This is a genomic window from Gallaecimonas zhanjiangensis (assembly GCF_057624825.1).
On record NZ_CM172603.1, the window covers coordinates 3,473,754 to 3,488,102 of the forward strand.

The 14,349-nt window shown below is 56.7% G+C and carries 15 protein-coding genes; 8 read left to right on the top strand and 7 right to left on the bottom strand.

The window, feature by feature from the left end; translation table 11 throughout:
• Positions 1 to 26: 26 nt before the first annotated feature.
• The 4 genes from AC22G1_RS16465 to AC22G1_RS16480 form a co-directional block, all read right to left on the bottom strand.
• Positions 27 to 1,181 (bottom strand): MFS transporter, encoded by a 1,155-nt coding sequence (locus AC22G1_RS16465; RefSeq protein ID WP_487314328.1) that lies wholly within the window; start codon positions 1,179 to 1,181, stop codon positions 27 to 29.
• Between the two features lie 119 nt (positions 1,182 to 1,300).
• A complete protein-coding gene (locus tag AC22G1_RS16470) occupies positions 1,301 to 1,798 on the bottom strand; it encodes a MarR family winged helix-turn-helix transcriptional regulator (protein ID WP_487314329.1) in 498 nt (165 codons plus the stop codon).
• A 586-nt stretch (positions 1,799 to 2,384) separates the two neighbouring features.
• Entirely contained in the window at positions 2,385 to 2,687 is a 303-nt protein-coding gene (locus AC22G1_RS16475; protein ID WP_487314330.1) for a DUF1330 domain-containing protein, read from the bottom strand.
• A 29-nt stretch (positions 2,688 to 2,716) separates the two neighbouring features.
• Positions 2,717 to 3,067: a putative quinol monooxygenase gene (locus AC22G1_RS16480; protein WP_487314331.1), complete on the bottom strand. Its 351-nt coding sequence runs from the start codon at positions 3,065 to 3,067 to the stop codon at positions 2,717 to 2,719.
• Between the two features lie 131 nt (positions 3,068 to 3,198).
• Between AC22G1_RS16480 and AC22G1_RS16485 the strand changes: the two genes are divergently transcribed.
• Both AC22G1_RS16485 and AC22G1_RS16490 read left to right on the top strand, forming a co-directional pair.
• On the top strand, positions 3,199 to 4,098 hold the full coding sequence (locus AC22G1_RS16485) for a LysR family transcriptional regulator (protein WP_487314332.1): 900 nt from the start codon (positions 3,199 to 3,201) through the stop codon (positions 4,096 to 4,098).
• 157 nt (positions 4,099 to 4,255) lie between these two features.
• Positions 4,256 to 4,912 carry an NAD(P)H-dependent oxidoreductase gene (locus tag AC22G1_RS16490; protein WP_487314333.1) on the top strand — a complete coding sequence of 219 codons (657 nt, stop codon included), beginning with the start codon at positions 4,256 to 4,258 and terminating at the stop codon, positions 4,910 to 4,912.
• Between the two features lie 60 nt (positions 4,913 to 4,972).
• Here the strand turns inward: AC22G1_RS16490 and AC22G1_RS16495 are convergent, their stop codons facing one another.
• Positions 4,973 to 5,578 carry a TetR/AcrR family transcriptional regulator gene (locus AC22G1_RS16495; protein ID WP_487314334.1) on the bottom strand — a complete coding sequence of 202 codons (606 nt, stop codon included), beginning with the start codon at positions 5,576 to 5,578 and terminating at the stop codon, positions 4,973 to 4,975.
• Positions 5,579 to 5,679: 101 nt separating this feature from the next.
• On the opposite strand from AC22G1_RS16495, the gene AC22G1_RS16500 reads away from it, so the two are divergent.
• From AC22G1_RS16500 to AC22G1_RS16525, 6 genes are all read left to right on the top strand, one after another.
• Positions 5,680 to 6,729, top strand: a complete 1,050-nt coding sequence (locus AC22G1_RS16500) for an MBL fold metallo-hydrolase (RefSeq protein WP_487314335.1) — start codon at positions 5,680 to 5,682, stop codon at positions 6,727 to 6,729.
• A 66-nt stretch (positions 6,730 to 6,795) separates the two neighbouring features.
• On the top strand, positions 6,796 to 7,044 hold the full coding sequence (locus AC22G1_RS16505) for a ParD-like family protein (protein ID WP_487314336.1): 249 nt from the start codon (positions 6,796 to 6,798) through the stop codon (positions 7,042 to 7,044).
• Complete coding sequence (gene map / locus AC22G1_RS16510) at positions 7,041 to 7,832, top strand: type I methionyl aminopeptidase (RefSeq protein ID WP_487314337.1); 792 nt, start codon at positions 7,041 to 7,043, stop codon at positions 7,830 to 7,832. The genes AC22G1_RS16505 and map overlap by 4 nt, the downstream gene beginning before the upstream one ends.
• Before the next feature lie 165 nt (positions 7,833 to 7,997).
• On the top strand, positions 7,998 to 11,252 hold the full coding sequence (locus AC22G1_RS16515; RefSeq protein WP_487314338.1) for an nSTAND1 domain-containing NTPase: 3,255 nt from the start codon (positions 7,998 to 8,000) through the stop codon (positions 11,250 to 11,252).
• 1 nt (position 11,253) lies between these two features.
• Entirely contained in the window at positions 11,254 to 11,646 is a 393-nt protein-coding gene (locus AC22G1_RS16520) for a DP-EP family protein (RefSeq protein WP_487314339.1), read from the top strand.
• An 81-nt stretch (positions 11,647 to 11,727) separates the two neighbouring features.
• Positions 11,728 to 12,177: a DP-EP family protein gene (locus AC22G1_RS16525; RefSeq protein WP_487314340.1), complete on the top strand. Its 450-nt coding sequence runs from the start codon at positions 11,728 to 11,730 to the stop codon at positions 12,175 to 12,177.
• A gap of 186 nt (positions 12,178 to 12,363) precedes the next feature.
• Here the strand turns inward: AC22G1_RS16525 and AC22G1_RS16530 are convergent, their stop codons facing one another.
• Positions 12,364 to 13,368: an ABC transporter ATP-binding protein gene (locus AC22G1_RS16530; RefSeq protein ID WP_487314341.1), complete on the bottom strand. Its 1,005-nt coding sequence runs from the start codon at positions 13,366 to 13,368 to the stop codon at positions 12,364 to 12,366.
• Complete coding sequence (locus AC22G1_RS16535; protein WP_487316743.1) at positions 13,365 to 14,345, bottom strand: ABC transporter ATP-binding protein; 981 nt, start codon at positions 14,343 to 14,345, stop codon at positions 13,365 to 13,367. Before AC22G1_RS16535 ends, AC22G1_RS16530 begins: the two co-directional genes overlap by 4 nt.
• Positions 14,346 to 14,349 lie beyond the last annotated feature (4 nt).

Genomic DNA, 14,349 nt, shown 5'->3' on the forward strand with positions numbered 1-14,349 from the left:
CTCCTCGAAATATGATCAAGCGGCTCTCAGAGCTTTGTCGATTTCCGTTGCCGCAGGGTCAGGATCAGCACGCCAGCTGCGAGTATGCCCATCGCGCCGGCTGCCAGGAAAGCGGGCAGATAGGTCCCGCTCTGCTCGCGGATCACGCCGGCGCCGAAGGCTGCAAAGGCAGCCCCGAGCTGGTGTCCAGTCTGGATCCAACCGAATACAATTGGCGCCTCTTGTTCTCCGAATGCCTCGTTCGCCAGCTTCACAGTGGGCGGCACCGTTGCAATCCAGTCTAATCCGTAGAAAATGGCAAAAACGCCAAGGCTCACGGTGTCGAAGCTCAAAAACGGTAGCGCCATCAGCGAGAGACCGCGCAGGCCGTAATAGACGATCAGCAGCACGCGCGGATTGTAACGGTCGGTCAGCCAACCCGATGCCGTGGTGCCGAATAGATCGAAGAAACCCATGGTCGAGAGCAGACCTGCCGCTGCCACAGGGGCGATGCCATGGTCTCCGCAAAAGGCGATCATATGGGTGCCGACAAGACCATTGGTCGTTAGGCCGCAGACAAAGAAGGTTCCGAAAAGTAGCCAAAAGACGGGTTGCTGCGCAGCGCGAACCAGCACACTGATCGCCAGGCCTGCCTTGCGCGCCTGTTTACTCGGTGCTGGAGGGGCAATATCAGGGCTTTCCCCAAACCGTCGCGTGCCGATGTCACCGGGATGCTCGGGCAGTACCAGCGCAACGATCGGCACGAGGATCAGACAAGCCAGGCTTACCGCCATGACGACCGGCCGCCATGCTCCCTGATTTGACAACCATGCCAGAAAGGGCAGGAAAATGAGGGAGCCTGTTGCGGTGCTGGCACTGAGCAAGCCCATGATCAGACCTTGCCGGGTGGCGAACCAGCGATTGACTACGGCGGCCCCAAGAACAGATGCGACCGCGCCGCTGCCAATGCCGGACACCACACCCCAGCTCAATACATACTGCCAGGGCAGACGCATCCAGAGGCTGGCGAATGTCGATACCGCCATGAGCATAAGGCCGGCCAGCATTGTACGGCGGATGCCAAATGACATCATCAGTGCCGCCGCGAACGGTCCGACGAGGCCATAGAGGAAAATTCCCACCGCAGCAGCGAGCGAAATGGTCGCCCGATCCCATCCGAAGTTGACCTGCAGGGGCATCATCAGAACGCCGGGTGTGGCGCGAAGCCCCGCTGACACAAGCAGCGCCAAGAAGGTGACGGCGACAATCAGGACAATGTGAACGCGCGGTGAAACAAGGCCGGTCCTATGTAATAGGCGGCTCACAGCATCGCTTCCTGCGAAATTGTCACCAGATCCTGAAGTGCGGCCTCCGTAGTGGTCCAACGATCCAAGCCGAACTTTTCGATCAACTGCCGTTGTGCGGCCAACCACGCATCGGTTGAGTTATCGATGGCTTGATGACCAAGGTCGGTCAGGCGCGCATTTTTTGCCCGACCATGACCGTTTTCGAGCACAACCCAGCCATCCCGCTCAAGAGGTTTGAGCGCGCGATAGAGTGTGGTGCGGTCCATCACGAGAATATGAGCAAGATCCATCAAGGGCAGCGGCTCACGCCGGGCGATGTTGAAGAGCACGGCAAACTGGCCAAGCGAAAGGCCTGTGCCTTCCATCACTTCGTCATAGAAGCGTGTCACTGCGCGCGATGCCTTACGCAGCGCGTTGCAGGCGCAGTTTAAGTCGGTGGTGGTAAGTGAATTATGATGCATATGCATCTTTTGCCACGGGTTGCATTGTTTTGTCAACTCAGATTGCGACATCTTTCGTCAGCGCATCGAATGGGAGCAACGGAATTGCCCGATGCCGGAACGATAGGAAAATTTCGATAGCGGCGACATCGACCCGTGGCGGCTGTTGCGGCGGCGTACGGAAAACAGGCGTTTTCCGACGCCCTCAGGCCTTAGCGCATATCTGCGCCCGTTTTTTGACGTTCCCTTGAAGAGGGGCGACATTCCAGGCCGGCTATGAGGCAGCTGAGTGGCATCGAACTAAACCTGACGATAACCAGCTGCCTTTGGTGGTACCGCACGATGTCACCACAGCCCGCGAAACCAAGGGAACGTGGGATGCCCATGGTGATCTACTATTCGGCACAGCTATTTAGGATGTAAAGAGACTGAAGGATGTTCTAACGCTAACACTGCCCCAAAACTGCCCCACAAAAATAAAAAAACAAACATTATCAACTAGATGATGGAAAGATCAGTTCAATCCAGCATGGGGGCAACGGAGAAGGTACGGTCCAGCATGGCGCGCTCACATCAAAAGGGGCGCAAAGTTTACTCAATGGGCGCCCCAGCGGCAAATAGGCTGAGCCGTTTTGCCTGGGGCGCTGGGTATTGGCGCTCAGGTCAGGTCGTCTTTACCTTCAATAAGGTAGTGGTGGCTGATTGACCCTGCGGTCCGCGCTTTAAGGTGCGGCACGTAGCCTGGGTCGCTCATAAAACCCAGGGCCGCTTCCTTGGAGGGCCACTGGATCACGATGCGCAGCGCCGCTTGTTGGGCTTCCCCTTCCAGTTGTTGATGGCTGGTGGTGCGGGCCAAATACTTGCCGCCGTATTGGGCGACCAAGGTATTGGCCGGGCCGATGTAGTCGGCTATCCAAGCGTTGGTGGTGGGGGTGACATCAAGCACGGAGTAATAGGTCATTTGCCTGTCCTCGGTGTTAAGGCGTTGTCTTAGCGGGAGAAGCCGCCGATGAGTTTGAGCAGTTTGGGAGCCAGGGCGGCATGGCGCCGGGTTAGCTCCTCGGGCAGGTTGCCAAGGTGAACCATGCGGGTAGCCGGGGCGGCCGCCAGCCAACGCTCGGCAAAGTGGTCCCAGTTGTCGATGTGGATATGGGCCGATTCGATGGTGGCAAAGCGTTCCCAGATAAGCACGTCGCCGTCATCGGAAACGAAATACTGGTAGTTAAGGGTGCCGCCTTCGTTGCGGGTCTTGGCGACTATCTCGTGCATTACCGCTTCAAACTCGCTGCGCTTACCGTCGCTGATTTTGGCTTCAACAATCCAGCCGATATGTTCAGTCATGCTTTGGTCCTCGTTCGCAATGGCCGGGCCACAATGACCCTGCTAGCGGAACCAAGCCTATTCCCTGGATTTATTTTTGATAATGGACCAACATCCACAATCACTTTCATAAATACATTGATAATGGCGCCATGAATCTTCAGCACCTCAAGCTCTTTGTTCGGGTAGCAGCCCTGCACAACATCAGCCAGGCAGGCAAGGAATTGGGGCTTTCGGCGGCCGTGGCCAGTGCCCAACTCAACAAACTGGAGCAAAGCCTGGGTGTGCGCTTGCTGCACCGCTCCACCCGCCGGGTGGCGCTGACCGATGAAGGTGAAGCCTTTTTACCCCACGCCGAAGACGTGCTGGCCAGTGTGGATGCCGCCAAGGATGTGATAAGCGGTGCTCAGCTCGAACCGGTTGGCACACTGCGAATAGCGGCCTCGGCCTCTTTTGGCCGAATGCACCTTATCCCGGCGCTGGCCGCCTTCAGCGAGCTCTACCCCAAGCTCACTATCGACCTGCGGTTAAGCGACATGGTGGTAGACCTTATCGAAGGCGGCTTTGATATCGCCATTCGCATTGCCGCGCTGCAAGACTCCTCCCTAGTGGCCAGAAAGCTGGCTACTGATAAACGCATCCTGTGCGCCTCTCCGGCCTACCTGGCACGCCATGGCGCGCCGCAATCTGTCGAGCAGCTCAAAGATCACAGCTGTATTACCCTGGCCGGGCTTGAGAATTGGGCCTTTGAGAGCGAAGGCAGCATCAAAACGGTAAAGGTGCAGGGCAGCCTTCGCACCGACAACGGCGAGGCGGTGAGGGATGCCTGCGTAGCCGGTATGGGCATTGCCATGAGTTCAACCTGGTGTGCCTATCACCATGTCAAACGCGGCGAGCTGGTACCCATCCTGACGCAGTACCCGGTGCAGGAGCGCACCGCCATTTGGTCGGTGCGGCCCAACGCTCGGCTGATGCCGCACCGGGTGAGGGTTTTTATCGATTTCCTGATTGAGCGCTTCGGCTCACCGCCGTATTGGGATCTGGGCCATTGAATGTGGCGGTAAAACCGCATTATCAAAAAAACGAAGAAACTCATTCAGGCGCCAGCGTCTTTTTCGCCGGACAAGGCTGCTTACAATGAACGCCAACTTTTGCCCTGCCACACACTGGCAGCGTGTCGGCCCTTGATTAAGCAAGCTGGAGAATGACGTGACTCACCCCATCATCACCGATCTGAACGATCGCTACACCGTGAAAAAATATGACGCCAGTAAGCGCATCAGCGCCGCCGACCTGGCCGTTATCAAAGAGGCGCTGCGCCTCTCTGCGTCCTCTATTAACTCCCAGCCCTGGAAGTTCATCATTATCGAGAGCGACAACGCCAAACAGCGCCTGCACGACAGCTTTGTCAACAAGTACCAGTTCAACCAGCCCCATGCCAAAGAGGCCTCCCACACCATCCTCTTTGCCTATGACCCGCACTTCACCAAAGAAAAATTCAGTAAGCGCGTGGATGCCGAGGTTAGCTCCGGCCACCTGCCAGCAGACATGTACGATGCCTTTATGGGCGCCTATGCCTTTGCCGACGCCAACACCGACGCCAACGGCTATAACGGCGGCTGGACCAAAGCCCAGCTGTATCTGGCCCTTGGCAACACTCTGCACACCCTGGCCCGCCTGGGTATCGACTCCACCCCCATGGAGGGTGTGGATGCCGAGATGCTGACCGAGCTCTTTAAAGAAGAGCTGGACGGCCACATCTGCGAGGTGGCCCTGGCCATGGGCTATCACAAGGATGGAGAAGACTATAACCACGGTCTGCCCAAAGCCCGCCTGGCAATGGATGACGTAATAACCGTGCTCTAAGATGCCAAGACGCAAAAAGGCCAGATGAAGATCTGGCCTTTTTTGTGTCTGCAATACCGCCTAGCTCTGATAGCACGCCAGGAACATATCCAGGGTGCGCTCTACCAGGGCTTTGGCGTCGCTCTCGCCAAGGGGCGGGGCGCCGAGGGTCAGCTGGGGCCAGAAGGCAAAGGCTTTGAGCAGGCCATGGAGCTGCTGGGCGGCGAAGTGGGGGTCAACGGCTTTGAGGCGGCCATCGGCCTGGGCGGCTGCTATCCAGTTGGTAAAGCCCTGCTCGCGCTGGCCGATGCGCTCGACAATAGCCTGGGCCCGCTCCGGGGCGTGAATGCCGGCCGCCACCGCCACCCGAGCCAGCTCCATAAAGTTGCTGTCTTGCATCATCGCCACCTTGGCGCCGAGGATGCCGGCCAGCTGCGCTCGTAGCGGCCGGTTAGGGTCGTAGCGGTTGTCATGGCCGGTCTGGCAGCTTTGCCAGAGGGCGTCGAGGCACTCGGCAAAGAGAATTTCCTTGCTGGAGAAGTGGTTATACACGGTGCGTTTGGAAACCTCGGCCCTGGCCGCCACTTTGTCCATGCTGGTGGACTCAAAGCCGTTGTCGCCAAATTCATTGATGGCGGCAGTGATGATGGCTTCGCGTTTGCGGTCGGTTTGTCGGGTCTTGGTCATATGGGCTCCGGTGCAGGCGGGGCAAGATTACACTAACTAGTTTACTTTCCCAAATCACAAAACTACACTGTGCAGTGTAATTTAAACCTCTGGAGTCTGCCGTGAGTAACAACAGCGCCCTGCCCCGTTATCGCTTCGATGGCAAGCAGTACCGCAACACCCAGCCGTTGCCCAAATCAGGCTTCAAGGAAACGGTCAAAATCTTCTGGGACTTCTTCTTCAATAAGCCCAGCAACACCCAGCCGGCCGCCCCATTCGAGGTGAAAAAGCTCACCCAGGCCGAATTACTGGAAGCCCCTGACAACAGCCTGTGGCGCCTTGGCCATTCCACGCTGCTGCTCAAATTGGCCGGCGAATTTTACCTGACCGACCCGGTGTTCAGTGAGCGGGCATCGCCCTTTCAGTGGATGGGCCCCAAGCGTTTTCACGCCACCCCCATCGGCATCGAGCAGCTGCCCCCCATCAAGGCGGTGATCCTCTCTCACGATCATTACGATCACCTCGACAAGGCCGCCGTCAAAGCCCTGGCAGCCAATACCCAGTACTTCATCACCCCCACCGGGGTGGGCGATTTGCTGGCCAAATGGGGCATCAAGGAAGAGCAGATCCGCCAGCTCGACTGGTGGCAACAAACTGAGCTGGGGGCGCTGACCTTAGTAGCCACCCCCAGCCAGCATTTTTCCGGCCGTGGCCTTGGCGACGGTAACCAGCGGCTATGGTGCTCCTGGGTGATAAAGGCCCCCCAGTGCCGCATTTTCTTTAGCGGCGATTCGGGCTACTTCGACGGCTTTAAAGCCATTGGCGAGCAGTACGGGCCCTTTGACCTCACCCTGATGGAAACCGGCGCCTACGACCCCAAATGGCCCGGCGTACACATGCAGCCCAAAGAGAGCCTGCAAGCCCACCTGGATGTGCAAGGCCAGTGGCTGCTGCCCATCCACAACGGCACCTTTGATTTGGCCATGCACGCCTGGTTTGACCCTTTCGAGCAAATCCTGGCCCTGGCCAACAGCCGCCAGGTGGCCCTTTGTACCCCGGCCATGGCCGAGCGCCTGGACATCACCGCCCCCCATAAAGGCCAGCCCTGGTGGCGGCCCCTGGCCAAAGAGGCTATGGCCCAGAGCGGTATTGTGGCTAACGAACCTTCCTGAGCCTTGCCCGCCATTGGCGATGCCCGTATGATATGAAACATATACACAACGTATAGGTTTTATAGTATGGGCATCGTCAAGATCTCCGACGACATGCACGAGAACCTGCGCTTGGCCAGTGGGGCGCTTTGCCGCTCCATCAACGCCCAGGCCGAGCATTGGATGCGTATCGGCATGCTGGCCGAACTCTACCCCCAGCTCAGCCACAGCGAGATCAGCCAATTGCTGATCCGTGCCGAGCAACAAGGGGGGCTCAGTGTCGACAAACTGGTCAACGCCCCCGCCACCCTCAGTTCCCAGGGAGCCAAGCCATGAGCCGCAGAGTCGTTATTCGCAATAAAGAAGAAATCGCCAAGGCCCGCGAGGCTGGCCGCCTGGCCGCCGACGTGCTGGAAATGATCGCCCCTTACGTGCAGGCCGGGGTCAGCACCGAAGAGCTGGACGCCCGCTGCAACCAGTACATTACCCAGGTGCAAAAGACCATTCCCGCCAACGTTGGCTACCACGGCTTTACCAAAACCGTGTGCAGCTCGGTCAACGAGGTGGTGTGCCACGGCATTCCCTCGCCCAAAGTGGTGTTAAAAGACGGCGACATCATCAATATCGATGTGGCCATCATCAAAGACGGTTGGTACGGCGACACCAGCCGCATGTACTTTGTGGGCACCCCAGCGGCTGAGGCCAAAAAACTGGTCGAGACCACCTACGAGGCCATGTGCGCCGGTATCCGGGCGGTGCGCCCCGACGCCACCCTTGGCGATATCGGCCATGCCATTCAAACCGTGGCCCACCGCGACGGCTTCTCGGTAGTGCGCGAGTACTGCGGCCACGGCATTGGCACCACCTACCATGACGACCCGCAAATTCTCCACTACGGCAACCCGGGCCAGGGCATGCGCCTAAAGCCGGGGATGATCTTCACCATCGAGCCGATGATCAACGCCGGCAAGCCAGGGGTGAAAACCCTCGCCGACGGCTGGACCGTCATCACCCGCGACGCCAGCCTCTCGGCCCAGTGGGAGCATATGGTGGCGGTCACCGAAGACGGTTTTGACGTGCTCACCCGCTGGCCGGACGGCACCGGCCACTACGGCGCCATCTGATAAAAAGCCTCCCTCCGGGAGGCTTTTTTTGTCTTAGCTTGTATTGCCGTAACATAAATCACAAAAACTAGGCATTCCATTAGGTTACCTTAAGATAAATGATCCTTTGGTAACGCCCTTGGAGTAGGCTAGGGCCCAAAAGTAACAACAGGAAGCGGTAACACCATGAGCGGGGCGGTCTTTTTCTTTGGTGACTGGCAGGTGGATCCTAAGGCCAACAGCCTGAGACTGGGGCAGAGGGTCAAGCAAATCGAACCCAAAGCCATGGATGTGCTGCTGGCCCTGTGCGAAGCCAAAGGCGATGTGGTGACCAGCGAAGACCTGCTCAGCCGCTGCTGGCCCAACGCCGAAACCGGCGACAACCCCCTTCATAAAACCATTACCCAACTGCGCGCCGCCCTTGGCGACAAAGCCAGCAGCCCCAGCTTTATCGAAACCATCCGCAAGCGCGGCTACCGCGCCTTGGCCGAGGTGCGTTTCCCGGTGGGCAGCGAGCAGCAAGTAGAAGAAGCGCCCTGGCAAGGGGGCTCGCCCTTCCCTGGCCTTCGCGCCTACAGCAGCGATTACGCCCAGGTCTTTTTTGGCCGCAGCCAGCAAATTGCCACCCTGATGGAGCGCATCAGCCAGCAGCTGCGTTTTGGCCGCGGCTTTTGCCTGGTGCTGGGCCCCAGCGGCAGCGGTAAATCGTCGCTCATCAACGCCGGTATCCTTGCCAACCTCGCCTCGCCCCAGGGCTATAACGGTGTCGGCCTGCCCACTTACACCAGCCTCGATTTAGCCGATGTCACTCAGGGCCGGCTGCTGCTAGACCTTGCCTGCGCCCTGCTGGACTGGGAGCTTGGCGACGCGCCGCTGTTTGACAATGAAAGCGCCGAAACCCTGGCCGAGAAGCTGCAAAACGCCCCGCAAGCCCTGGCGCAAAGCCTTAAAGAAAAGCTGCCTAAAACCGGCTACGCCACGCCCCACTTTGGGCTTTTTATCGATCGCCTGGAAGTGGCCCTGTCCTCACCGCTTTTTAGCCATGACGAGCGCAGCCACTTTATCGCCCTCTTGGAAACCCTGGCGCTCAGCGGCGCGGTGCTGGTGCTGGGAGCGTGCCGCAACGATTTCTACCCGCAGTTGATGAGCTTTGAGAGCCTTAGGGCAGGTAAAGGCAACGGCGCCCATTTTGACCTTGGCGCCCCCAGCCGGGCCGAATTGCTGCAGATGATCCGCCTGCCGGCCCAGGCCGCCGGGCTTAGCTGGGAGACAGACCCCAACACCGCCCAGCCCCTTGATGAAATGCTCTGCGTTGAGACCGCCCGCAACCCCGACGCCCTGCCCATGCTGCAATACATGCTCGAGCAGCTCTACCTTCGCCGGGGCAGCGACGGCACATTGAAAGTCTCGGTTTACCAAAGCCTGGGCGGCATTGAAGGGGCCATCGGCAAGGCCGCCGAAGACGCCATGGCCCAGCTCAGCCCCGCCCAGCAGCAAGCGCTGCCAAGGGTGCTGTCGATGCTGGTTACCCTGCGCGAAGACGAAGAATCCGTTACCAGCCGCAGCGCCCGCTGGGCCGACTTAAGCCATGAAGACGAAAAAGCCCTGGTGCAGGCCATGGTGGATAAACGCCTGTTTGTGTCGCACCTGCAACACGGCGAGGCCAGCTTCTCCATCGCCCACGAAGCGCTGCTGCGCCGCTGGCCCCGGGCCACCGACTGGATAAACGCCCACCAGGACAGCCTGGCCCAAAAAGCCAGGCTCTATTACCAAAGCCAGCGCTGGCTGCACGAAGGCAAGGCCAGCGCCTACCTGCTGGCCCTGGGTAAACCCCTGGATGAAGCCCGACAACTGGCCACCAACCCGCTCTTTACCCTAAGCGATGACGAAGCCAGCTTTGTGCGGGCCTCCCGGCGCCGCGCCTCCTGGCGCCACACCTTGCGAAACGGCACCGTGATGCTGCTGTGCCTGCTTACCCTTACCGCAGTCACCCTTAGCGTAAAAAGCAATCAAGCCGAGAAGCGCGCCACCGAGCAGCGGCTGGCCGCCGAAAACCTGCTGGGTTACATGGTGGGCCAGTTTGCCGACAAACTGCGCGGCATCGGCCGGATGGACTTATTGGACGGCATCTCCAGCAAGGCGCTGGACTACTTTAAATCGGTGTCGGGCAGCGACGAGGACCATATCGGCTTTGACGGCCGCTTCCAGCACGGCCAAACCCTGGAAGCCATCGGCGAGGTAGCCTATTCCCGTGGCAAAACCGATGAAGCCAAAAACGCCCTGCTGGCCGCCCAAAAAGAATTGTTGCCGCTGTTAAAACAGCAGCCCGATAACCTGGAGCTTTTAAAATCCCTGGGCGCCAACGCCTTTTGGCTGGGGCAAATGCGTTATGACCAAGCCGATTGGCCCGGCGCGGAAAAATGGTTTAGCCAATATCTGACCTATAGCCAGGCGATGTATGATAAAAAACCTAACAATAGCGATGTACAGATGGAACTGTCCTACGCTTTAAATAACTTGGGTTCAATTCAATCAAAACAATCTAAATTTTCAGATGCCGAAGAAAAATTCAAAAAGTCTTTAGAACTGAAGAAAAAGATATTTAATAAAAATGAAAAAACAGAAAGACTCAGTGCAGACATTATAAATACTCGTTCTTGGCTAGCATCTTCACTTGCCAGTCAAGGTAAAACAAGAGAAGCTCTTAGTTTCTTTGAGAAAAACACAGTCGAGTTTCCGCCTGAGAACTATATAAAAAATGGATACATGCTAGAAAGAATTGTTTCTTCCTTACAGCAACAATCATATTTATTAAACGCCTTAGGCCGCCCCACTGAAGCACTAGAGAAGTTAGAAAAATCCATATCCGCGAATGAAATGGCTCTTAATCTAGATCCAAATAACCATACATGGATTATGTCAAAAATAAATAACGAAATTTTGAGAATAAAATATTGTTATTACACTAGTCATTGTGGATATAAAGTTTTACAACTCTCGAAAATAGAGAAAGATATAGAATCTATACGGTCAACAATCTCCACCAATCTTTATAAGGAAAGATTAGCTGACTTCAATTTGTATAAGTCAATGATCTTATTAAATGAAGATAGTTACTCATCACAAAAATCAATTGATTTAGCAATTAAATACTATAATGAAATCTTTAATAAAGACAGTCTAAAAATAGTGTCTAAAACTGCTTCTTCATATATTGAGAAAGCTATAATAGAGAAAATCTCTGGAAAGAATAATTATAAACCATGGTGTGAAAAAGCCTTGAGTTTAATTGAATTAAAATTCAGTAATAGCAAGGATTACAGTGTATTAATACCATATGCAAGAGCTTTAGATTGTCTGAAAAAAAAAGATGTACCAACAACCTTCTTGATAAAATCAGAAGGGCTATCAAACTTTACGTTCGATGAAAAAGGAACTTAATATGAATCTAAAAACCGAAAACATAACTGTTACAGTAAATTATGACAAAGAGAATGGTTTCAGTTTTGACTATCAAGATTGTAAAAATGGAACAAAAGTTGTCACAAGAGCTTGCAACCTTGAATATGTTTTAAATGATAATACTGAATTTGAATTATCTTTTGCTGGAGTAGCCTTCAGTGATCCCTTTAACGATGTTATTACTGAAGTTGAAGTAAAAAGAGACTCGGTAATTATGAAAGATCCCTTCAGCGAAATGAAAAGCGTTTCATTCCAGTTTGGCTTTAATATTGGAAAGATGCCAAACGGTAAAAATGCTAGCGGTTTATTGTTATTAAGCGCCGATCCAGAAGTAATAAATAGAGACCAAACCTGCCCCCCTCCGAATTCATAAATCTTAAAAAAGGTGAAAGTAGGCCTATTTTAAATGGGCTACTTTCCAAGTTAAATACTTTACTTGGCAGAAGGACTTTCCATGACCCATCTAAAAACCCTCTTTGGCGCGGCCTTGCTACTAAGCGCACCGGCGATGGCCGAGGATCTGGCGCCTTGTGCGGCGGGTAGCGCCATTGACTTGGCGGTCACCATCGATAGCAGCGGCCAGCCGCAGTTTGGCTATTCCCAGTTTGGGCAGAGCTGCAGCGGCGATGTGGAAGTGAGCGAGGCGGGTACCATCACCTATCGCTTAATCAATCTGGAACAGGCCCCGCAAGGGCTGCGCTTTGTGGGCGCCGGCTTTGCCAACCCCTTTAACGGGGTGGTGGACAAAGTAGAGGTAAGCAGTGATGGCAAGACCTTGCAGCTTTATGATGCCAACCAAGTGGCTGGCCCTGGTAAGTTCCAGTTTATTTTCAGCAGCAGCGAGAATGGGCTGTTATTGCTAAGCCCGGATCCGCAGATCATCAACAAAGGCGATATCAAATAACGTACTTGGATGTCGTGAATGAAAAGGCGCCAATCGGCGCCTTTTTCTTTGCTTAAAAACGATAACGCGCACTGAGATTCAGTGACCGCCCTTCCCCGTTAAGCTGGCCAAAGCCATTGGCGGTGATCGGCGATGCTGACGCCTCTCGGCTGCTGGTAGAGCTTATCCAGAGCGGCCGGATGTTTTTTAGCCAGCGGCCTGGTTTGCCTGGCTAATGGCTTCGACGAAATGGCAGGCCACCTGGCTACCGTCAACCTCACGAAGGGCTGGGCGCTCGGCGGCGCAGCGCTCGGTGGCGTGGGGGCAGCGGGTGCGAAAGGCGCAGCCGGAGGGCGGGTCCAGCGGTGACGGCAGCTCGCCGCGCAGCACGCTCATCTGCCGCTGCCGGGCAATAACCGGGTCGGGAATGGGCACCGCCGAGAGCAGCATTTGGGTATAGGGGTGCAGGGGACGGCTGTAGAGGGCGTCGCGGTCGGCAATTTCCATCACCCGGCCCAGATAAAGCACCAACACCCGGTCGGCAATGTGGCGCACACTGGCCAGGTCGTGGGCGATAAAGACATAGGTGAGGCCCTTTTGGTCGCGAAGGTCCATCAACAGGTTGATAACCTGGGATTTAATGGATACGTCCAGGGCCGATACCGGCTCGTCGCACACCAACAGGGCCGGCTCCACCACCAGGGCGCGGGCGATACCGATACGCTGGGCCTGGCCACCGGAAAACTCATGGGCGTAGCGGTTGATTTGCTCGGCCAGCAAACCCACCTGGGCCATTACCGCCAGTACCTTCTGGCGGCGCTCGGCGGCGCCCAGGCCGGGCTCCAGCGCCTCCAAAGGCTCGCTGATGATCTGCCCCACCGTCATGCGCGGGTCCAGTGAGGCCAGGGGATCTTGAAAGATCATCTGCAAATCGCGGCGCAAAGGGCGCATGGCCTTGGTGTCCAGTTGCTGTAACTCCCGGCCCTGGAATTGCAGGCGGCCACTGGTAACAGGCCCCAGGCGCATCAAGGCCCTGAGCAGGGTGGACTTGCCGCAGCCCGATTCGCCCACTACGCCAAGGGTTTCGCCCCGGCGCACCGCAAAACTGACATCATCAATGGCCTTGAGGGTACGGGTGCGGCCCCACAGGCCTTTGTCGCGCACCGCAAATTGCACCTGTAACTGCTCGACCTGATACAACACATCGCTCATGCGCTGGCCTCCAATAAGGTCAATGGGCCCTGGTGATAGCAGGCAACAAGGTGCCCGGCGTCACGTTGCTGCAGGGCCGGCATGGCCTGGCGGCAGCTGTCCTCGGCGTAGCGGCAGCGCGGCGCAAAGGGGCAGCCGGCGGGGAGATGGGCTAAATCCGGCGGGTGGCCGGGAATGGTGGGCAGGCGCTCGGTGCGCGGCGCGTCCAGCCTTGGCACGGCGCTGAGCAGCCCTTCGGTGTAGGGGTGGCGATAGTGGCCAAAAAGCTGATGCACCTCGGCCTGCTCCACCTGGCGGCCGCCGTACATCACGCTGACCTTGTCGGCGATTTGTGCCACCACCCCCAGGTCGTGGGTAATAAAAACAATGGCGGTGCCAAAGCGGCGGCGCAGCTCATCCAGCAGCGCCAAAATCTGCATCTGCACCGTGACATCCAGCGCCGTGGTGGGCTCGTCGCAAATAAGCAGCTCTGGGTCGGTCAGCAGGGCCATGGCAATCATTACCCGCTGGCGCATGCCCCCGGAAAACTCGTGGGGATACATGGCCAGGCGGCGCTCGGCGCTGCTGATGTGTACCGCTTCCAGGGCGGCGATGGCTTTTTTGACTGCCGCCTTGCGGCCCAGGCCCTGGTGCCATTGCAGGACCTCGGTCATTTGCCGGCCTATGGTCAAAAAGGGGTTCAGGGCGGTCATGGGATCTTGAAAGATCATTGCCATGCGGTTGCCGCGCAGGGCGCTGAGCTGGGGGCCGGGCAGGTTGAGGATGGGCTGGCCGTCTAGCAGCACGTTGCCGCTGGCCTTGCCGTTACGGGCCAGCAGCCCCATCACCGCCAGCCAGCTTTGGCTTTTGCCAGAGCCCGACTCACCGACAATACCCAGCACTTGGCCCTTTTCGACACTAAGGCTGAGGTTGTTGACCGCGCACACTTCGCCATCGTCGGTGGTAAAGCGCACATTGAGGTTTTGAATATCCAGCATGGCC